Origin of the sequence: Flavobacterium sp. (assembly GCF_004211145.1) — a bacterium.
Classification (GTDB): Bacteria; Bacteroidota; Bacteroidia; order Flavobacteriales; family Flavobacteriaceae; genus Flavobacterium.
The window spans coordinates 69552-90767 of record NZ_SEBS01000014.1 but is presented as its reverse complement, the minus strand read 5'-3'; the positions used below and the strand labels follow the sequence as shown (position 1 = coordinate 90767).

Genomic DNA, 21216 nt, shown 5'->3' with positions numbered 1-21216 from the left:
AAACATTGATAGTCGGTCATAGAGTTTATGACTGAAATAGGGGAGCTTGTCAAATTTTTAAAAACTAAAGTTATGCGTGAATCAACATTTAAATTAATCGAAATCTCCATTGAAGAGCTTTCTGAAATTATAAGAACGGCAGTCGCAAAAGAATTACATAAGCAAAATCCTGTCAATCAAGTTGCGGATATAAACGTGTTAATGACACGGCAGGACGTTAAGGACTTTTTGCGAGTTTCATATACCACTTTATTTCACTGGAACAATAATAACATTTTAAAGGTGCACGTGAAAAGAGGACGAAAGGTGTTTTATTTAAAATCCGATGTGATTGGCTTAGACGATTCTAATCTCGATAAGGATGTTGCTTAATCTTACCCAATTTGTAACATCATGATTGACGGAATTAGAATGAAGATAGCAGACATAGAAAAGTTTGAAAACGACATTATGCTCGACGGTGTTTTGCCAATGGCTGGTGGAAAAACAGACTTTTTTACGGGTAATGTGTTAGAATACCCTAAAGGTGGAAATCTAAACAGTTTGGAGTACAAGATAACTGAGCAAGGCGCAATAATTAGCGGAAGCGTTCATAAATTTTACAATAATGTGATTTTAGGCGAAGACCAGAATTATGATGATTTTGGTTATTCAAAGCTCGTCAGTGCTACCAAACTTTTGAATCGATTTTTTCATTTGGAAGGCGGAACTACACTGACAAATTTAGAGTTTGGCTTTAACATTAAAATTGATGAAGACCCTAACGATTTTGTTAAATATAGAGTTTTGATGTACAATTTCCGAGACCATGAGGAGAGGGATAGGTTCGATACAGGCGAATATTATAAGGAATTTAGAAGAACCGATTACAAATGGAAAATCTACAAAAAAACAAACTTTAAAAAACCAAATGAAAACATTTTGAGAATTGAGATTAAATTTTTACGGTCACGGCAATTAGATAAGTTAGGAATCGTGTCAATCAACGATTTAACTAAAAAAGAGAATTTGGAAAATTTGTTTGATTTTTTTCTGGATAAATTTGAAGACCTGATGATTGTAGATAGCGGGATTGGAAACGTTGGGTCAATTGAACAAAGAAATCGACTGATGCAATTTACGAATATTAAATACTGGAACGATTTAATAGAACAGAATGTTACGGATAAAGTTCGTGATAACAGGAGGGCATCTGCTATTAAACTAATTAGCAATCTTAAGATGGACACTACGAAAAATATCCTTCGAGATAAAATCGTCTCGAAATTTTCCCTGCTTATAGCATCTTAAATTCATTAATGTTTAATTAAGGGAGGATTTGTCAGATACAATACTTATGACATTTAAGACTTGACAATGTTCCAAAATCTTTTTAGCGGCATTTTTTAAGCTGTTAGCCAGACTTTAAATCTATTTAGGTAATCTTTTTACTAATATTAAAATTTAAGGGTTCTTGGGCTTTGTTTTTCGTTCAGCAATATTTTGCTTGAGACTTTTTCCTTTGTACTCTAATTCGTAAAGTGTCTCAATCGTATGCTCAACAATTTTTATAGCAAGCTTCAATTCTAATCTAGGTGGTGCGGCGAGCTCATGGAGTGCTTCATTTCCGATAAATCTTAACTCGTGCAAAATTTCAGCATTCCCTTTAGTTAGATACCCTTGTTGTGCTAGGCCTTCGATTTTTCCTTGTAAGCATCGCACCATTTTTTTTGCCCCCGCTTTATCAATTATCGCTATCCCTTCAATTTTCTTATCAACGCAAATTCCTTCAATAATCGCTCTTAAGCCCCCGCTCGCAAGGATTAACTGATTATTATTATATGCTTCAATCGTTTCTTTATAAATGTTTCTGATATTTAACGGAGTGTGAGAAAAAGAAGTTATAGGCAAATGATGTATGCTCGAATTTGGAAATAGTTCCAATGAAAATGGTTCGTCCCCATCGTCCCAATGCGAAAGCGTTGCAACATCGTTATAAACTTTTCTAAAACTAATTGTTTTGCATCCTTTACATTGAATTACTTGGTAATAGTTATTCTCATAATAACCATCGTCCTCAATTAAATGCTCGTACGTTTGATGTAATACTTCTTGGTCGGTGGCGCCTTTGCACTTTCTACAAAAGCTATCTTTTTCAATTTTTTTTGGCTCCATTCAATTTGAATTAAGTTTCTGCTAAAAGTATTGTTTATTGGAAAGCTAACGACATTGTAACATTTTTTTCTGTAATGGCTTTTTTAACGTCTATTCAATCTAAGGTTTGCAGGAGCGGTAGTCATTAAAGTGTAATACGAACATAAGTTTTGCTCATCGCAAAATAAAAGAACTTGAAAAAAGTACCTGTAAAAATTTTGACATGATTTCTGTTCGTTTCTGCAGTTAAATATTTTAATCGTATTATATATATATAACATTAAAACCTTACTATGAGAATTAATCAATTTATGAACGAAAATTTGCGAGGAGTAAATGACGTAATTACTAGCTTGCCCAACAACAGATTTGATTCACATGAATTTATAAAGGCTTTCGCCAAGAAATTCGAAATCCAATATGTTAGTTTTTTGCAACTCTATAAGGTAAAGCCCCATCGAATCGTACATTCGTTAATTGCCCGTGATCTTACTAAGAATATGGTTCTTTTAAAAATTAGTAACGAAGGAAAGGTCATGAGTGAAACTATTTTTGGACTTATGAACCCGAATCAAATGTGGAATAAGAAAGTGAAAGGTAAGCTTTGCTCGAAGCCATCGGTTGACGAATCGCTTTAAAAGTATTCATTTAATTTATAGTTCCAAGATTAGCACAGGAAATTAAACGTAATTCATTTGTATTAGAATTATTACATTGCAATGATAACGGCTATTCGCTACTATCTTTAACTGTCACATAACTTTATTTTTGAACACACTTTACGAATTTATTAATGAGGAGCTAGAAAAAAGAGAACGAGACTATATCTCTTCTCCGGCGTATTTGGTAGAGCATTACAATATTGAACAGCAGAATATTGAATCTTACAACGGACGACAATTGTTGGAAATGATTCAAAATGCGGACGACGCCTGCGAAAACGCTCAAGTAAAAAAGGTAGTAATATCCTTAGACAATAATTATCTTAACATTTCAAATAATGGAGAGCCATTTAATGAAGATGGCTACAGGTCAATTATCTACAGTAACCTGAGTCAAAAGGCTTTGTTGCAAAATAAAATAGGCCACAAGGGCTTAGGTTTCCGTTCAATATTAAGTTGGTCTGATGAAGTAATTATCGATAGTGGGGGAATCAAACTTGGATTTTCGGAGGAAATTGCCCAACATTTTTTATTGGCTCTTCGAGAAAAGTCTGAAAGTGTTGACACTTTTTTAAAAACTCATAGTAAAAGTGATTTCCCAATAGCGACTTTAAGAGTTCCGAAATTACTTTCTAAGCAAATTGTCAGAAATAAGTTTGATACCACCATTTCAGTTAAACTAAAGGACAACATTTTCGATGATGTCCAGGAGCAAATATTTTCTGTAATAAATAAAGAGACTCTTATTTTCTTAAACCACATAGAAATTTTAGAAATTATAAGTCCGAAAAGGAAAATTCAGTTTGAAAAGAAATATCTAAATAAGGAAGAAACCGAAGTTTTAGTAACGAGTTTTGACCGGTTAAATGACTTATTTGAAGAGAAAACTTGGAATATAAAAAGTAAGCGCGGGATTCATAAAAATAAAAACTATGAATTATCTATTGCATGGAATGACCAATTAAATGATAGTGAAAATGTAGTCTTTAGTTACTTCAAAACCCAAGCACGTTTTCCCTTTCCGGCGTTGTTACATGGCACATTTGAATTAACCCCGGATAGAAATCAACTGACTAACGATACTGAGGGGCACAATAAATTTTTAACAAAGCAACTTGCAGATTTGCTCGTTGAAAGCTCATTAGAAATAGCGAAAAAAAATCCAATCTCAAATTATCTACCTCTATCGTTATTAAACATTGACTACGGAAAAGTCGATACTGTTTTGCTTAGCTTTGGTTTTGAAGACATTGTATTAGATAAAATTAAGTTATCGGCAATTTTTCCAAGTGTTAATGGTAGCTACCTCAGACACAAAGACAGGCCTGTTTATTATAACTATCCCGTAGCCAAAATATTGGAGGGTGATGACGTTAAGTCATTAATGCCACACACTGACAACTTAAAACTATTGGAATTTTTAAACAAGGTGGGCTACTTTCATTATAATCTGGATTCATTTATTTCAATAATATCAAACCGGCTTAGACAATTTGACAATGAAAAGTATTCTCATCTTTTATTTCATTTATTAAACTACCCATACTTTGTAGAGCAATTTTCAGACAGCGGATTTGATAAATCGTCGACGCAACCGTTTTTAAAAGACGATGACGGTAATCCTATACCATGGAAGGCTAATATATTTATCCAGCCTCTTGACGAAAGAGGGTTTAAGCTTCCAAGATTTTTGAATATAAGGTTTTTGGATTCTGAACTTGTGGATGAACTTCTAAAAAGATTCGATGAAGATGATATCGATATTATCATCGAAAAACTGGAATTTTTCCAAGTGAAAGAATACTCATTTCAAGAAATTACGGAAACCCTCATTAGTTATTACTATGCAAACGGACATTTAAGCGTAAAAAAAGTAACGGAACTTCACGCTTACTTATTCAAACTGTTTAAACGAGAAGTTAAGTATGCCAATTTGTCACCGTTGTCAGAAGCGATACATACTCCTGTGTTATCCATCAGCGGTAAAGTCAAACTATGTTCCGAAGTATATTTCGGGATTGATTATGGTAATAATTTGATTGAGCAATTGTATAGTTATGATAAGACTAAGATATTAGCTTCCCCACTTCTGTTGGAATTAGAAAACGAAAATATTGAAATTCTTCGAAAGTATTTTCATTGGCTTGGAGTTGTAGAAATCCCTCGTTATCAAATTTTAGAACTTGAACGGAAAACTTCTGAATTTAATGATTTTAAGGAACATGCCCTAAGAAATTATGATTATAGAAAGCGACTTGAACATGGGGAGCTTTACGATGATTTTAACCATTTGAATGGCGTACTAAGGGGAATAACTAAAATCAAAGTAGGCTATTTTGATGATATTAGAAAGATACTCGCCAAGTCAAAGCCGGAGTTAATTTTTGCATGGATAAGGGCAGACGATAATCTTAAAAAGACCCTTGAAGGGAATTGTGAAATACTTTCAGATACGACGATGTATGTGGATATTATAGGCAAAACTAACTATAGGTTCATTTCGAAATCGAACATGAGGTCATTTACAAAATGGCTGTTTGCTACTACGCCATGGTTGCCCGTAATTTCGTCTTCAAAAAAATCAATACCTGACACCTGTTGCTTGTCAAAAACAATCACCGATGAGTTTAGTCCTTTCGTCGAAAAACCGAAACTTGATTTAACTAAAATAGCAGATAAGTTAGACGTGCCAGAGGATGTAATTCAAAATTATTTACTATTAGTTGGTGTTCATCGAGAAATAAGCTCGTTTTCAATATCATCACTCTATACGATGCTGATGTCACTCCCGAAATCAGATGTAAACGGAAAGGCTGCTAGGAAAATTTATCGTGAGATAATTAGTAATTTTAATGAAAACAGAATAGACGTTCATCACCCAACTTATACCGACTTCGTGAAAAATGGTTCGATGTTTTGTCAAAAAGGGAAAAAGATGGAATACTTTCCTGTTTCCAACAGTTATTACATTCCGACGAAATCTTACGGCAACAACGTTTTGAAATTGTTCCCGCTAGCAATGATTGATAGTAAACAGGGAGCGCAGAAAATTGAAAAACTTTTCGGAGTTAAGAGGCTCAAAGATATTTTCTTCATTATAGCTGGCGAACCTAAAAAAAGTATTTTAAACGATAATTTTCAGAATGAAATAGAAAGGTTTAAGGGACTAATATATGTTTTACGGATGTATAAGGATACAAATCATGAAATTGCTAATAGACTTAAAAGAATAAAAATTATTCTCGCAAATGATATTGAAACTTCTTTCAAACATGACAACATCGCAACTAATTTCGAGCTAGAAAAATTTGAGTATATAACGCAAAAGAGAAATTTGTTTTATATTTCTGTGCCTGATTCTGTCGTCTCACACCACGAACTGCGGGAGTCTAACCAGTTTTGTCAATCTATTGCCGAAATTTTTTCTACTGTCCTCGAAACGGAGGAATACACAGATTTCATACATGACCTTTATTCTAAATCTGAAATAAGACGAGAGGCTAGATTATTAAGTTACACGCAAATGGATGATAACACTGACATTCAAGCTGCGAAAAATCAATTAAACATTGTGGACGATGCTAGACTATCCTTTTGGCGTGCATTTTCTATGTCGCTAAAATCTAAGAAAATTAAAGATATTGGCACCGAACATGACCTCAATATCTTTCTCAAAAATCTATCAAAAGTTGATGTTTCTTGTATTGAACAAATTGAATCAAATGATGTATTTAATCAATTGGAGGAATTGTCATCTCAAGAACTTATATATAATCTATTTACGAAGTTTAAAATTGATTACAAAATATTCGTACGACACTACTCCGGATTAGATCTATTACCTTTTTTTAAAAGCAAATTCGAGGACTTAAAGATTCTAAATAGAAACATTTTCTCTTTCGAGCTTTATAGAAAATTAGAGAATCAAGATATTAATGAAAAAGAACAGTATTTTGATTCAATAGACGATTACAATAGTTTAAAGTATAATGTTAGTGAACCATTTGTATTAGATTTTGAATTATATTTCAAAGGCCTCATTTTCAATTTGTTTTCAATTAATTGTCAGTCAAATGACGAGGTGTTTTCTATCGAAGAAAAGATAGGTGAAACAATCAGGGTACTTAAGGAGCAAAATATTATAATCCCCGAAAGACTTAGAGAGTTGAAAAGTTTTCAGGCGTTATTGTTATTTGGAGAGTCAGTGGAACTCCTTAGACGTATAGGCATTTTTAATTCCGAAATCAATTCCTCGGGTAATAGCTCGACTAGCCAGGTAAAATTTCGAGGGGAAACTATTGAGTACGACGATTTCGAATTCTTGGCAAAAAAAGTCCTTGCGGATTTAAATTTTGCGAAAATCAAATTGAACGTTAGTAAGACTGTCGCGGCGGAAGAGCAAAGTAACGACAATAGACCTGGGAAGAGAAGTAAAGGCCGCAAATTACGCTTCGATACAAAAAATGAGGAACAAATCGGTTTTATTGCAGAATTAATCTGCTATCACAAACTTACAAATAAATACGGGGAGAAAAACGTCAACTGGGTATCCGAAAATGCCAATCGAGCTTACCCCGAGAAATTTATTACACGAGAGGCTGGAATGGGATACGATATGGAATTAAATGATAAAGGGAAAGTGAGGTTTATTGAAGTAAAAGGAACTTCAAATATTAATAGTGGAATCTATATGAGTAAGGATGAAATAAAAAAAGCAATGGAATTTCCTGAACGATATGATTTGCTTATTATTGAAAGTCCGCTAAGCAACGAACCCACACTAAGACACATTAAGTCTCCCTTCAAATTTAAAAAGGATGAGTCATTATTTTCGAACGAAAAACTTAAAGTGTACAATGATAATTTTATAATTAAATTTAAGTGGGAGCAATAAATTTTAAAAACATATTACGAAAATATTAGTTCGAATTGGATAGAGTCCTAAAAATAAAGTGTCGACTCTGAAGCAATATTATCAAACATTTTTTTAAATTTTTGCCTTAACATGAACACGTTCTTCTCTAATATATTATAAAATTTATAATTAAACTGGTATGCAAAATTGCGTGTAGGAGTATTTCTACCTACCCCTATAGGCCGTAATTTCGCCTTTAAATTGAGATTGATTCTTTCTGCCAACATAGGCGTATATCTTATTATACTATTATTTATATTTTTGGCTCCTCGTATACATTCAAAAGGTCGTTCCGTATGACTGCTGGATAAGGCATTATTTTTACCTCGCCCCCCTGTTGCTAAATTTAAAAATGCACTAAAGGGTTCTGGGGTCGTAAAAAATCTAAGAATTTTCAGTATTTTTTTTCAAGATTTGCTGACTATTCCAGTAAGCTCTTAATCTTTCAGCATACTCTCGCGGCGTAATTTTAATATAGTTTAAAAACTGAGCTTCGGTCGAATGCCCAGTTAGCTTCATAAGTGTGAGAGTATCAACTTTGCCATAAAGATTTGTTGCAAGCGACCTGCGGCAAATGTGCGAGGTGACTAACTCATATTTTGGAAATTTTCCATGCGACTTGCGGTGAACAACTGTTTTTGATGTATTAGACGTTTCAAGGGGAATTAATTTTGCACCATCAACAATTTGTGTCAGACCTGCTTTCCTTGCAATTTCCTTGATATAGGTATTAAACTTTTGGTCACTAATTTGCCTGGGAAATTCCCCGTCTCTTTTATCAAGAATGCTTTGAACTTGGTCATGAATGGGGAGTATAACTGGATATTCTGTTTTTACAGTGACTTTTTCAATAAACCCGTCCTTGATATTGTTTTTTGATAGCTTTAGAAAGTCGGAAACTCTAAAGCCAGTTCTTAACCCGATAACAAACCAATCCTTAGCATTATTTAAATAGTCCTGCTCAAAGTTGCATTCGTAAATTTTATTAATCTCTTCCTCGGTAAGATAAATGTCATTGGTTTTGTTGGACGGACTGTAAAAATCCGAAAGCTTATAGTCATTTGGAAACCCAATTCCTTTTTTGTCGCCAACGCTGCAAAACATTTTTATGTCATCAATATAACCACCAATGGTGTTGGGGTTCAAACGCTCTTCATTTTCCAAGTAGTCAATAAAAGCACTATGAAATTTCAGGTTTATGTCTGAGATTTTTAAACGCCTACCCGAAAAGTTTTCAAATGATAAAATCTTATTCAAAGAAGTTTGGTAGTGCTGTATAGTCCTCGGTTTTAGGGTAGTATTCTTTTTAGTCTTTTTCGTGTGGGCACTTTTAATAAAGCTTTCAACGTAATTGGAGAAAAAAATCAATTTATCTACATCCTCGCTATTCGTTTCGCGATTAAGGAAAATATTAATTTTTTCTTTTACCCATTTAGAATCAATAGTGTTTCCCGCTAAAACTGAGATACTGCATTGACCGTTAATATATGTATCTAGTTCTTTTAGGCGCTGATTTATTTCTTTGAAGGCAACTTCATGTGTAGGTAAAACTTGTTGCTTTGTATCACTCCATCTTTCAGCAGGAATTCTAATGCCGATAGAATATTCAGCATCAAACTTTTTTCCCTCTTTAAATCGAAGATAAATCGTTGTCCATCCACTTTGAGCTTTCAGTCGGTATCGTGCGGTTGCCATACTTAATATCTTTTCCCAAAGGTACGATATTTAAAAAAAATCCCCTAGCAGTTTCCCCTAATATTCCCCTATTAAACGTTAACCTAATGAAATTTATTGAAATTTGATAATGTTGCAAAAGGCTTTTAAACATAGGGTGTGTATTGATTTTGTTGGTGATGGGTTAATTCTTTGAAATGTCTTTAAATTAGGGTTGCGCTCCTATTATCCGCACAAAGCTTCTCATAACGAGGAGCTTTTTTTATTTTTAGAAGTTTCGAGTTTGGCGTTGCGGCGAAACTATCAACGGCAACAATCACGACCAAGCGCCGCCAGGCTATCCGCTGTAGCCGCAAGCCAAAGCCGCGTTTCCCATCGGCGCCCGCGCGGCTTCCTTTGGTCGCCGGCCGGCGCCGTGGCAAACAGCAGCTTTGACTCACGGGCTGCCGCTGCTATCCTTAACGCAACAAATTCCAGATCACCGATTTCAAATCGTACAACGTCCGTATCTTAATATGTAAGGTGAAAACCTCGTCGCGGGATTATTTTAGCCAAAAATACAAACACGATGAAAGCGCAAAATCTGATTTTGAAATGCAACGGGAGCAAAATCCCAAATGATAAGGAATTACGTGAATTTGTTTTTGAGCAACTCGACAATCCGAACGTCGATTACTGCGGCGCACCGACCACTGTCTCAGACGCCGACAAAAATGCACTGCTACTGAACTTCCACTTTCAGACGGCTCACGAAGTCAGCGAGGAAGCGGCTCTTGAAATCATAACCTGGGCGTTCTACAAACGTCAGATCGAGAAAATCCGAACAAGAAAAAAGGGAATCGATATTTTCCTTTCATAACACAAAGACCTGCTGAGAAGCGGGTTTTTTTATGGTTACCGATAACCGTCGGTATTCAAACCCTTTGAGATTTCACAAGGCGACTTATATCCCGGAGCGAAGCATCTCGGGTCGGTTCCAAACATCCAAATGCGTTTTCCGTCGATAACGTATACGTTCGGTTCGCAATCTTTGCCTGAAATCATTGCCGATGTCAGCACGAAATAACCATCGGAGCCCGGGATTTCCTCGAGATAAAATTCATTTCCAAGTTTCTCAACCCAACGCAGAATCACTTTGTTCGCCGACTTTTTTGAAAGCTCCAAATACCAAAAGGTTTCTTTTTTCTCTCCGATCGTGCTCTTGGATTTGATCGCAATCCTGTCGAAATCAATTTCCTTTTTTGGGAAATGAATATTCGTCAAAAATGCCTTGAGCTTTAACGTATCGGTTTTCCAGACTAAAACATCTTTTTGTTTTATGGCGATGAGCGTACGACCGTCAGTGTTAAAATCGGCATGCTGCGCGAAACCCGAAAGTGCCCAAAACAGCGAAAAAATCAACAGTAGTTTTCTCATATTGTAATTTTTTTACAACCCGAAAAACGAAAAATCCACTCAAACTAAAATCGTTATCCGTGATAAACGCGGGACGAAACGATTTTTCCATCCAAGACTTCAAGCACTTCCGCGACCAGCAAATCGTCTTCGCCTTCGAGTTCGCGCACGTATTCCATGAAAACCTGATGCTCGTTTGCGGTAAGCGATGTCACTTTGTAGAACAAGGTCGGCAGTCGGTGAAAAGCATCTTGCCACCAAGCGCGCATCGCGTCTTTTCCTTTCACCAAACCATTGGTTTCCGGTTGGCGGATTTTTAACTTCGGGCTGTAATGTTGCGCGTCGTCATCATAAAGGTCGAGTAATCGGTCGAGGTTTTTTGCGTTGAAGGCGTCCATCCAACGAATGGCTGTTTGTTCTACTGACATGGATTTTAAATTTGTCTAAAAATAAACAATTCGCGGTTAAGCGGCCGATGTTTCGGCATCGAGATGTAAAAGTTCGTTGAGTAACGGATTGGCCTGCATGATCAGTCGCCATTTCTTGCAATCGCACCACGTTTTCACTTGTTCTGCCCTCGATCGCGCCGACTTGAGCGTCGTGTAATTCTCAAAGTAAATCAAGTGCGCGGGCTGGATTTCTTTTGAGAAAGAACAGGCCAGGATTTCGTGATCCGTAAATTGTCGGTTGAGATTTTCGGTCGCGCCAACCAACAGGAAAGTGCGCGACGCGTTGCTGAGGATGTAAAAACAAAAAAGTGGCATGGCAAATACGTTTGACGTAAAAATAAACACGCTCACCATTTTGGTGATGCAGATTTCATGTAAAGTTTCTTAAGATTTTAGAATCCGGAACACGAGTTTTACGCGTTTTACGCCGAAAACGTTAATTTTTTTGCTCGGCGTACGGGTTGTCGCTCAAAGCGTTCAAAAACGCGATCACCTGTTTTACTTCGTTTTCCGACAAATCAAGCGCATCGCCTGAAAGTGTCTGGTTGCTCACGGGCAAACCAAGTCCCAAACCGCCGCCTTTGTTGTAGAAATCCATGACTTCTTCGAGTGTCGAATACGCGCCGTTGTGGAAATAAGGCGCCGTCAAGCCGCTGTTGCGGACCGTAACGGTCTTGAACGATTGGTTGAAGATCCATGCGTTTTTCTCGACCGCTGTCTTGTTGTTGATTCGGCCCAAGTCAGTATCGGCGAGTTTTGTTTTCGGATGTTGCTGCAAGCCCAAAACCTCGCTTTCGTTCTCGTTGTACAAAGGTGGAACGAGCCCTGAAAACGTCGGCACGAAATGACATGTCGCACAATTCGCCTTTCCCATGAACAAATTGAAACCTTTATAAACGTCGTCGGGAATCTGGCTTGTTTCGCCTCTCGCGAACCGGTCGAATGCGCTGTTGTGCGATTGCAGCGACAATACATACGACGAAAGCGCCTTGATCACGACATCGCGATCGGTCTTGTTTTTCTTGAGTGCTTTTTTGCTGAGTTCCGAATACGATACGTCCGAATTCAGTTTATCGAGGATATTTTGATAATGCGTGTTGAATTCCTCTTTGTTGAACAACACGTGTTCGGCCTGTTGTTCGAGCCCGAAGGCGCGCAAATCGTAGAAATACCGGTCGGCGTACACTGAATTCAGCAGCGTCGGAGAATTGCGCAAAACAGTTTTCCCTGAAACGTTGCTCTCGGATTTCGGCTTCCCATCGGTGAACGCCAATTGCGGATTGTGGCAACTTGCGCAATTCATTTTTCCGTCGGAACTAAGATTCTTATCGTAAAATAACTTTTTTCCGAGCGTTTCGAGTGCGGCGTTGTTTTCAATTTTTGTGAGTTCGGTGAAGAAGTACGGATTCAGGAAATCGGCATCGAAAATCGATTCGCTGCGCGGATTCCAGGACGAGAATTTTTCGAGGTCGACATCCGGATTTCGCGCCAGTCCCGTTTTTCCGAGCGCCTTGTACAACGGGTCGATATGCTGCTTGAAGAAAGCCAACCGGTCGAACGAATTGAAATCGGGATTCGCGTTCAAATAATCGATCGCGGCTTCAAAACGGCTGTCGATATCGGCGTAAAAAGATTGTCCCGACTGCAGTTTGAAGAACGTTCGCATGCCTTCAAGCGAAACCGCCGATTCCGCGATTCCATTGAGCGTTCCGGGCGTGTCGAAACCGCTTACGCCCAGCGAGAAAATCCGTATGAGTTGTAGGCGCATCGCATCGATTTCGGCGAATTGCGCGTAATTGCGTTTTTGTAGACCGTTGAAAAGCATGCCGTAACTCACGACGAGTTTTTGCGTCAGGACTACGAGTTTGCTGCGTTCCGCTTTGAGTTCGGCGTCGTCCATGCCGGCCATTTCATCGAGCACTTGCAAACCTTCGGGTTCCTTGATGTTCATCACGTTTCCTTCGGCTTCGGGTTGCAGCAATGGCGCGCCATTGAGATATCCTGTCGTGAATTCGGGGTAATAGAAAGCGAGGTAAAATTCGACTTTTTTGTAGTCGAGGCGAGTTTGCGCAATTGCTTTCTTGACGTCTTCGCCCGATGCGGGATTCTTATGGAACGCATGTGCGGCCTCGTCGAGTTTTTTAACCGATTCCATCAAGTCGGAATTAGAAGTTGACAAAAACGTATTCACGGGACTGTAGTCGGCGTCCGATGAAAACGAACTTCCACTGAACCACAGCGCGATGATTCCTGAGATAAATAAAATTAAAAGGATGATGTCTTTTTTCATGGCGATAGGTTAGTCGGCGATTATGCGGCAGTTCGGCAAGGCTTTTCGGACGCGCGCGATTTCAGATTTTGAAATGGGATTTCCTGATAAGATCAATGTTTTGATGCTCGAATCGTTCGGGATTTTTGCCGGAAGACGTTCGATTTGGTTCTGTGACACGACCAGCAATTCGAGATTTTTCATCGAAAAAACGGCTTGCGGAATTTCCTTGATCGAATTGTGGTTCAGCGTTAGCGATTTTAGGTTCGGCATTTCGAGTATCTCGGTTGGAATCGATTGCAATCGGTTGAATTCCATGTTCAACGTTTCCATCGCTTTCATGTTTTTCCACGGGCCGTTCACCTCGTAAAATTGATTGTAGCCGAGATTCGCCGAATGCAGTTTTTTGAGCTTGAAAAATCCGTCGGGCAACGTATGAAGCTGGTTGTATTCCAGATCGATCACGCGAAGTTTTTTGCAGTTGGCGATTTCGTCGGGCAAGACCGTAAGTTGATTGGCTGAAAGGTGAAGTTCCTGCAGGCGTTTCAATTCGCCGATTTCTGACGGGATCGAATTCAGGTAGTTGTTCGCAAGATCGAGCCGCGTCAGTTTCTTATAACTTGAAATCTGAGCCGGAATGTATTTCAACGCGTTGAACCGGAAGTCGAGCACCTCGAGTTTTTCGAGCTTGAACAACGACGGTTCCCAGTATTCGACGAAATTGTTCATGAGGTTCACAAAACGCAATTCGGTGAGCGCACTGATGTCGGTCGGGATGAAAAACGTTTGGGTGTCGCGCAGGTTGAGTTGCTTTGCGTTCGGGTTTTCAGAAATCGCCTGCGATACCGACGTGTACATTTTTCCCGCGTCGGGCGACGGATAATGAACTTGCGAAAAACAGATCGTTCCAAGAAACAGCGAACCCAACATAAAAAAAGTTCTCATTTGCCAAAGTTGTAAAACAGAAGCAGGGGGAACGAATTCCCCCATTTTCTGGATTATTTTATAGATTTTTTATTTTGTGATGACCTTGAAAGATTCTTGTTTTCCGTCGGCTTTCACTTTCAGGATATACATGGAAGCCCTTTCGATATAAGGCGTGAGGTCGAGTTCGATGCGTTGTGCGTCCTGAACGTTGACATCTTTGGCCGAATAAACTGTTTTTCCGGTCAGGTCGACGACTTCAACCGAAACTTTTCCGGCCGGAGCGCTTGCCAATTCCACGAAAAGCACTCCGCCCGTCGGGTTTGGATAGACGCGGCTCGTGTTTTTGGCGCCGACGACATCCTCGACTGCCAATCCGATATTGTTTTCGTTTGAGAATACGAGCGAAGCCGATGCGTTGATCGTGACTTCGGTATCCGTTGCATCCATCTGGGCCGCGTTCGATCCGTTCGGATGTTGGATCGAGAAGAAACCGTATTTATAGTCAGGCGTGAACGTAAGTCCTGTCGGCTCCGAACCTGCAGGCATCGATCCCCAAAGTTTCACGCGTGGCTGGCTTTGGTTGTGGTCAGGCGTGATCATCCAGATGTAGTTGAGTCCGCCGTCCTGGCAAACCCAAAGGTTACCGCGGTCGTCGAAGGTAAGGTTGTCGTTTCCGTCGCCCCAAGGTTCGGTGAATGTTGCCGTTCCTGTTTCGATGTCGTACGATTTTCCACCGACGAAAGTCTCGAATTCCGAAACCGTAGTTCCATTGTCGATAAAATCGTACACGCGGTCAAAGCCTTTCGCCGTGAAAAAGATTTTTCCGTTTACAGGGTTGATTTCGACGTCTTCGACACCGTTGAAACTTGTTCCACCGACTGCGACTGCAACCGCGCTCATTGAATTTCTATCGGCTTGCGTATCGTTCGGGACTTCGACCCAAACACCTGTGCTGCTGCTCGGATCCTGTCCTGAGAGCGCGAGGTTGAGTTTAAGCACGTAAACCGTTCCGTTGCGCAAATCTCCGGGCGTATCCATTACATATTTGTAGACGCAGTTCGTTCCGCCGTCTTCGCCGTAGTAAGCGGTCGTTCCGTCATTGCTGATCACCACGTTTTCATGGTTCATGCGGCCCATTGCCCAAAGTTTTTCCTGACCTTGACCGTAGTCGCGCACTTTTGCGGTAACCGGATCGATTTCGACCAGCCAGCCCACGTCTTGATAACCATCGGAGTTGTTGTCACCGGCGTTCGTAGATTCTTCGGCCGTAACCACAGTTCCCCAAAGAGTAACGCCTCCGGAACAGTTACGCGTCGTGGAGACCAAAACGGGATTGTAGAAGTCCACGGCACGAGAATCAGTTTTTTCCCACAAAAGCGTCGATGGATTCAGGTGAAGATCGATGATCGACACGCCGCCCGGAGTATTCTCGTGGTTCACCGACAGATAACCGTTCGCACTGCTGTTGGCGATCCCGACGTAAGCCGTGTAATCGTGAAGTCCAGGAACTGTTGCGATGTTCGCTTCGGTGCTCGACATGTACGCGTCGCCTTCCTTGAACAATAGTTGGAATTGGTGTTCCTGCGGATAGATCAATACAGGCGTTTGTCCCGTTGGCTGGATCGACGTAAAACAGCTGATGTGGTTGTCGTTACAATCGATCGAAAGGTCTTCATAGTTCTTCAAGTACAAATCAAAACGCATGTCCGAACTCGTTACCGCGTCGTTGTGAAGCTCGACCGCGATCCTGTTCACGCCTTGTTGCAAAGCCGTTTTCGGGACCAAATACGTCTGGTAAATATTCTCGTCGATGTTGGCAACATTCGTCAGGGCCAAAGTCGAATAATTGACCGTTCCCGCAGGCAGATTCGAGCGCACGGCCTCGACACCGTTTACGTAAATAACGACACCGTCATCGCGACGCACGCCGAGTTCCATCATGTCTGAAACGTCGGCCAAGTCAACGTTGATGTCTTTTACGAAATACGTCGTTGGGAATTTGTTCGAAGCGTCCGGACCGAATGAAATGATCGTGTTCACCGGATCTCCGTAACCGAGCGGTGCGAAATTATGGCTCCAGGCCGTTACGTCGTTCGAGGCTGAATACCATGCTTGTCCGTCGAAACTTGTTCCTGCGTCCGAATATTTCCACTGTGAATCTTTTGCGATCGGATAATCCGTCACGACATATTGCTGCGGTTCTTCGTCCGACCCGGCAAGACCTTCGAGGCTCACGTCCAAACGCGTATCCGAACTTCCGGCGCTGCGTTGGTGCAGTTCGATCGCGATCACGTTTTCTCCGTCAACCAAAGTGTTCGGTACGATATATTCGTTCCATGCGGTTTCGGCGCCACCGTCGATCGTTTCGGCCGAAAAAGTATTGTAACCTACAGTTCCCGCAGGCATGTTCGAGCGTAAAACCTCGGCTCCGTTTACATAGATGATCACTCCGTCGTCGCGCTGGACATTGAATTTCAATTGGTCGAACACATCGGCAGCCGGAACTGAAATCGTCTTTCTAAAATAGTACGTCGGATATTTGCTCGATGAACTCGGACCGAATGACAATGTCGTCGCCATGCCCGAATCGCCGTAGCCAAGCGGTGCATTTCCGGTTTGCCAGTTCGTATCGTCATAATCGGACGCGCTCCAAGCGGTTGCCAAATCCTGGCCCAAGTCGTTGTAGCTCCAGTTCGAACCCGCTGCGAAAAGAATCGGATCGACCTCTGAAATGCCGTCCAATTTGAAATCGAGGCGAGTGTCAGAACTTCCGGCGCTGCGTTGGTGCAATTCGATAGCGATCACGTTGTCGCCGTCCACCAAAAGATTCGACGTGACGAAATCGTTCCAAGCCGTTTCGGCCGCTCCATCGATAGTTTCAGCCGAAAACATGCTATAAGCGATCGTTCCCGCCGCCATATTCGAACGGAAAGCCTCGACGCCGTTCACGTAAACCACGACGCCGTCATCGCGTTGCACCGAGAATTTGAGTTCGTCGAAAGCGCTCGCGTCGGCTACGTTAAAGGTTTTCCTGAAATAGTACGTCGGATACTTGTTGGACGAACTCGGCCCGAACGATAAAGTCGTCGCCATGCCCGAATCGCCATAACCAAGCGGTGCGTTTCCGCTCGCCCAGTTCGCGTCGTCAAAGTTCGTGTCTTTCCAGGCAGTGCCCAGATCTTGCCCTTGGTCGTTGAATTTCCACGCGCTTCCAGCGTTGAAAATGTTGGTTACGATCGGGTCGAAATCAACTGTCGTAGCAGTCGCTGCCGTTTTTTTTGTTTGTTCCGAAGCCGAAACAGTTTGCGCATTTTCAATGGCCGATGGCACGCTGAAACCGAAGTTTTCCCTGGCGTAACCATAAGCTGCCAAAATCGAAAATGCCGTCCCTAACAGAAGTACTTTTTTGTTCATTGCAGAAATTATTGGTTGTTTTCTGCAAAGCTACAATGGCATCAGGGCGCGCTCAAGGAATCGGAGTTATGAGATTTTTAAGGATGCGGTCTGTTTTTACGAAGTTGTTAAGCCTGTAAATCGCTGTGAAATAGGACCGTTTCGCGATCGATAACTTTTAGGTTACGTTAGCCGACGATCGCGTGACGTTTTTGAAATATTGACCTAACTTCCAAGTATCAAAAAACGCGGAAACTTAGGCGTTGCGCAGGTTTATGATTTCCTGTTCAGTCAGGAATCGCCAGTCGCCACGTTGCAAGTTTTTCTTGGTAAGTCCAGCAAAAGCCACGCGATCGATCTTTAATACGTTGTATTTGAACGATTCAAAAATAGAACGTACCACTTTTACGTTTGCCGTGCGGAGTTTTAATCCGATCTCGGTTTTGGGTTGGTTTTCGATGTACGAGATTTCGTCCACATACAAACGGTGCTCGTCCAATGTGACGCCGCCTGAAATCTTCTCGAGGTCTTCGAACTTCAGATTCTTGTCGAGGGAAACCTGATAGATTTTTGGGGATTTTTGGTTCGGCTGGCTGAACTTTCGGATCATGTCCGAATCGTTCGTGAACAACAACAATCCTGTCGTGTTCTTATCCATTCGGCCGACCGGCTTGAGTTTGTTGTTGCCCGAAGCCTTGATCAGATCGAGCACGTTGCGCATCTCGAGTTCGCCTTCTCCGGCCGTCGTGAAGTTTTTGGGCTTGTTGAGCAGTACGTATTCTTTCTTGTCGGGCGTGATCAGGGCACCGTCGAAATTCACGACATCGCCGGGTTTCACTTTGTAGCCCATTTCAGTCACGGGAACGCCGTTCACTTTTACATTGCCCGATTGGATATAGATATCGGCATCGCGGCGTGAGCACATGCCCGAATTCGCGATGTACTTGTTCAAACGGATCTCATCGGGATTTTTTGCGACTTTCGCCTTTGGTTCGCTCTTCCTAGGCGCACGCGCGGGTTTTTGTCCGGGCTTTTCAAACGCGGGTTTCGACTCGTCTTTCTTGGGTTTCTGGGAACGTTTCGGCAAGGCCGGTTTCGATTCGCTGCGTGCTGCGCCGCCTCGTGAAGGCTTGGAAAAATTGGTGCGTCCGTCAGATCCGGTCTTTTTGCTGAAGTTGCGTTTGTCGTTGTTAGGCTTGTCCATCCCGATGAATTTTTTGCAAAGATACGCAACGTTAACGCTTTCGGGCGCATCGTTTTGGGATTTGTTGTCGTAGTCGTTTGTGCCGGACCTTGAATCACTTCGAAATTCAATGTTCAGTAATCGATGTTCGGCATTCAAAAACGCTAAGCAAATGATTAATGACGAATAACGAACATTGAATAACGAATGTCGAAGTTAGATGGCCGACAACAACATCTTTTTTCCATGCCACAAAACACTCGGCTCGATCAAGACGATGCAGAAAACACCGGCGACGATGAGGAATTTCAACGTGTTGTGCAACGCGAGGAACTGCTTTCGGCTGTCGGAACGCCACAGAAAAATCACGAAGAATAGCAGAAAAATCAAACAGACGTAAAAGTAAATGTCCATGTAGCCGACGTCGACGGTTTCGATCAATACATAAACCGGGATCGTCGTGAGCGCCGCCAAAGTCGTAATCGCGGTCTTCGAAACCGATTCGCCATACACGACGGCAACGGTTTTATAATTGGTCGCAAAATCGCCTCGTAGATTCTCGAGGTCTTTCGTCATTTCGCGGATCAGCAGTAATAAAAACAGGAATGCAGCATGCGCGATGATGATTTCGAGTTGCATCGGTCGGAACATCGCATACGGATCGAGCTTGGAGAAATACAGCAGGATTCCGAAGAACGGCGCAATCGCAAGCAAACAGGCCGTAACATTCCCGATGATCGGATATTTCTTGAGCTTGTGCGAATAGAACCAGATCACGAAAATGTACATCGCATAAAACAACGCGACCCGCCACGAAACCAGCCAACCCACAAAAACCGACAGGAAATTGAGCGAGAAATACACATACAATTTCGTTTTTTGGCTCACCAGACGATCGAGCATGGATTTGCGCGGACGGTTGATCAGGTCTTTCTCGCTGTCGTAAAAATTATTGATGATGTAGCCCGAAGCGATCGCGATACTCGACGCCAAGACCAAAAGGAAAATGTCGATATTAAGCACGACCTCAAGCGCGGGCATGTGCGGAGGCGACAAAATAAACACCGCCGACAGATACTGCGCGATTGCGATCACGGGGATGTTGTAGCCGCGCACGACCGAGAACAAACTCACGATTTTTTTTACGCGTAATTTGCTCTTGCGGCTTAACATAGGGTTTGTGTTGGTGGAATTTCGATGTTGGATTAACCCTTTAAGGGTTTCAAACCCTTAAAGGGTTGTTCCCAAGACGTCAATCAAAATTGATAAACGACTTCCAATTTATAGTCTTTCAAAGCGTTCTGCGCTTTCTCCAAATCTTCGGTAAAGCCCAAAATATAACCGCCACCGCCAGATCCGCAGAGTTTCAGATAATAATCATTGGTGTCGATCCCGTGTTGCCAAATCCCATGGAATTGCTCGGGAATCATCGGCTTGAAATTATTCAACACGACTTTTGAAAGTTTCTTGGTGTTGGCAAAAAGCGATTTCATGTCGCCGCCGAGGAAGTTCTCGACGCACAAATCGGTATATTTTACGAATTGGTTTTTAAGCATCGCACGGAAACCTTTGTCTTTTAGGTTTTCCATGAAAATATTGACCATCGGCGCCGTTTCTCCAACGATTCCCGAGTCGAGCAAAAACACGGCTCCATGTCCGGTCGCGCGTTGTGCGGGAATTCCCGTCGCCTCAATATTGTCTTTCGAATTGATCAGGATCGGGATGCTCAAATATGAATTCAACGGGTCGAGTCCAGAACTTTTTCCGTGGAAAAACGATTCCATTTGTCCGAAAATCGTCTTGAGTTTCAATAGTTTTTCTCGAGTGAGATTCTCGAGCACCGTAATTTTATCTTTTGCGTATTTGTCATAGATCGCAGCAACCAAAGCGCCGCTTGATCCGACTCCGTAGCCTTGCGGGATCGATGAATCGAAATACATGCCTTCGGCGACATCGTGGTGCAGTTTCTCGATTTCAAATTGCACAAGTTCAGGTTGTTCCTGCTGCAGTTTCTCGAGATAGAAAACAAAACGGCTCAAACTCGCATTCGATGCTTTCGCCTCGTCGGTCTGATTGTCGGACACCTTCAAAGCGCCATTGTAAAAATTGTATGGAATTGATAAGCCTTTGGAATCTTTAATGATTCCGTATTCTCCGAAAAGTAGGATTTTTGAGTAAAATAATGGGCCTTTCATTTATTCAATTAATAATTAACA

At 41.4% G+C, this 21216-nt stretch carries 16 protein-coding genes; 5 read left to right on the top strand and 11 right to left on the bottom strand.

Translation table 11 applies throughout. The features are described 5' to 3' along the window. The first annotated feature begins 27 nt into the window (after window positions 1-27). Window positions 28-372: a hypothetical protein gene (locus tag EOO50_RS08775; protein WP_290839312.1), complete on the top strand. Its 345-nt coding sequence runs from the start codon at window positions 28-30 to the stop codon at window positions 370-372. Between the two features lie 21 nt (window positions 373-393). Continuing rightward, entirely contained in the window at window positions 394-1290 is an 897-nt protein-coding gene (locus EOO50_RS08770) for a hypothetical protein (RefSeq protein ID WP_290839310.1), read from the top strand. Window positions 1291-1443: 153 nt separating this feature from the next. Here the strand turns inward: EOO50_RS08770 and EOO50_RS08765 are convergent, their stop codons facing one another. Then, window positions 1444-2154: a DUF4145 domain-containing protein gene (locus EOO50_RS08765; protein ID WP_290839308.1), complete on the bottom strand. Its 711-nt coding sequence runs from the start codon at window positions 2152-2154 to the stop codon at window positions 1444-1446. 272 nt (window positions 2155-2426) lie between these two features. Between EOO50_RS08765 and EOO50_RS08760 the strand changes: the two genes are divergently transcribed. Together EOO50_RS08760 and EOO50_RS08755 are read left to right on the top strand one after the other, a co-directional pair. After that, window positions 2427-2771 carry a hypothetical protein gene (locus tag EOO50_RS08760; protein ID WP_290839307.1) on the top strand — a complete coding sequence of 115 codons (345 nt, stop codon included), beginning with the start codon at window positions 2427-2429 and terminating at the stop codon, window positions 2769-2771. A 130-nt stretch (window positions 2772-2901) separates the two neighbouring features. Further along, window positions 2902-7689, top strand: coding sequence for a DUF3883 domain-containing protein (locus tag EOO50_RS08755; RefSeq protein WP_290839306.1), 4788 nt, complete (start codon window positions 2902-2904; stop codon window positions 7687-7689). 405 nt (window positions 7690-8094) lie between these two features. Here the strand turns inward: EOO50_RS08755 and EOO50_RS08750 are convergent, their stop codons facing one another. Continuing rightward, window positions 8095-9405: a phage integrase SAM-like domain-containing protein gene (locus EOO50_RS08750; protein WP_290839305.1), complete on the bottom strand. Its 1311-nt coding sequence runs from the start codon at window positions 9403-9405 to the stop codon at window positions 8095-8097. A 547-nt stretch (window positions 9406-9952) separates the two neighbouring features. Here EOO50_RS08750 and EOO50_RS08745 point away from each other — a divergent pair. Then, a complete protein-coding gene (locus EOO50_RS08745; protein ID WP_290839304.1) occupies window positions 9953-10243 on the top strand; it encodes a hypothetical protein in 291 nt (96 codons plus the stop codon). A gap of 35 nt (window positions 10244-10278) precedes the next feature. On the opposite strand, the gene EOO50_RS08740 is transcribed toward EOO50_RS08745, so the two are convergent. The 9 genes from EOO50_RS08740 to EOO50_RS08700 all read right to left on the bottom strand — a co-directional run bounded on the left by EOO50_RS08740 (window position 10279) and on the right by EOO50_RS08700 (window position 21195). Continuing rightward, window positions 10279-10800, bottom strand: coding sequence for a hypothetical protein (locus tag EOO50_RS08740; protein ID WP_290839303.1), 522 nt, complete (start codon window positions 10798-10800; stop codon window positions 10279-10281). 53 nt (window positions 10801-10853) lie between these two features. Then, the gene (locus tag EOO50_RS08735) at window positions 10854-11207 is read right to left on the bottom strand and encodes a nuclear transport factor 2 family protein (protein ID WP_290839302.1); all 354 of its coding nucleotides are present in this window, start codon (window positions 11205-11207) and stop codon (window positions 10854-10856) included. Window positions 11208-11243: 36 nt separating this feature from the next. After that, window positions 11244-11543 (bottom strand): hypothetical protein, encoded by a 300-nt coding sequence (locus EOO50_RS08730; RefSeq protein ID WP_290839301.1) that lies wholly within the window; start codon window positions 11541-11543, stop codon window positions 11244-11246. 121 nt (window positions 11544-11664) lie between these two features. Beyond that, on the bottom strand, window positions 11665-13518 hold the full coding sequence (locus EOO50_RS08725) for a cytochrome c peroxidase (RefSeq protein WP_290839300.1): 1854 nt from the start codon (window positions 13516-13518) through the stop codon (window positions 11665-11667). A 9-nt stretch (window positions 13519-13527) separates the two neighbouring features. Continuing rightward, on the bottom strand, window positions 13528-14442 hold the full coding sequence (locus EOO50_RS08720; protein WP_290839299.1) for a leucine-rich repeat domain-containing protein: 915 nt from the start codon (window positions 14440-14442) through the stop codon (window positions 13528-13530). 69 nt (window positions 14443-14511) lie between these two features. Continuing rightward, window positions 14512-17838, bottom strand: a complete 3327-nt coding sequence (locus EOO50_RS08715) for an alkaline phosphatase PhoX (RefSeq protein ID WP_290839298.1) — start codon at window positions 17836-17838, stop codon at window positions 14512-14514. A gap of 235 nt (window positions 17839-18073) precedes the next feature. After that, window positions 18074-19021: a pseudouridine synthase gene (locus EOO50_RS08710; protein ID WP_290839297.1), complete on the bottom strand. Its 948-nt coding sequence runs from the start codon at window positions 19019-19021 to the stop codon at window positions 18074-18076. A 195-nt stretch (window positions 19022-19216) separates the two neighbouring features. Further along, window positions 19217-20173, bottom strand: coding sequence for a geranylgeranylglycerol-phosphate geranylgeranyltransferase (locus EOO50_RS08705; RefSeq protein WP_290839296.1), 957 nt, complete (start codon window positions 20171-20173; stop codon window positions 19217-19219). An 83-nt stretch (window positions 20174-20256) separates the two neighbouring features. After that, window positions 20257-21195 carry a mevalonate kinase gene (locus EOO50_RS08700; RefSeq protein WP_290839295.1) on the bottom strand — a complete coding sequence of 313 codons (939 nt, stop codon included), beginning with the start codon at window positions 21193-21195 and terminating at the stop codon, window positions 20257-20259. Between the last annotated feature and the right edge of the window lie 21 nt (window positions 21196-21216).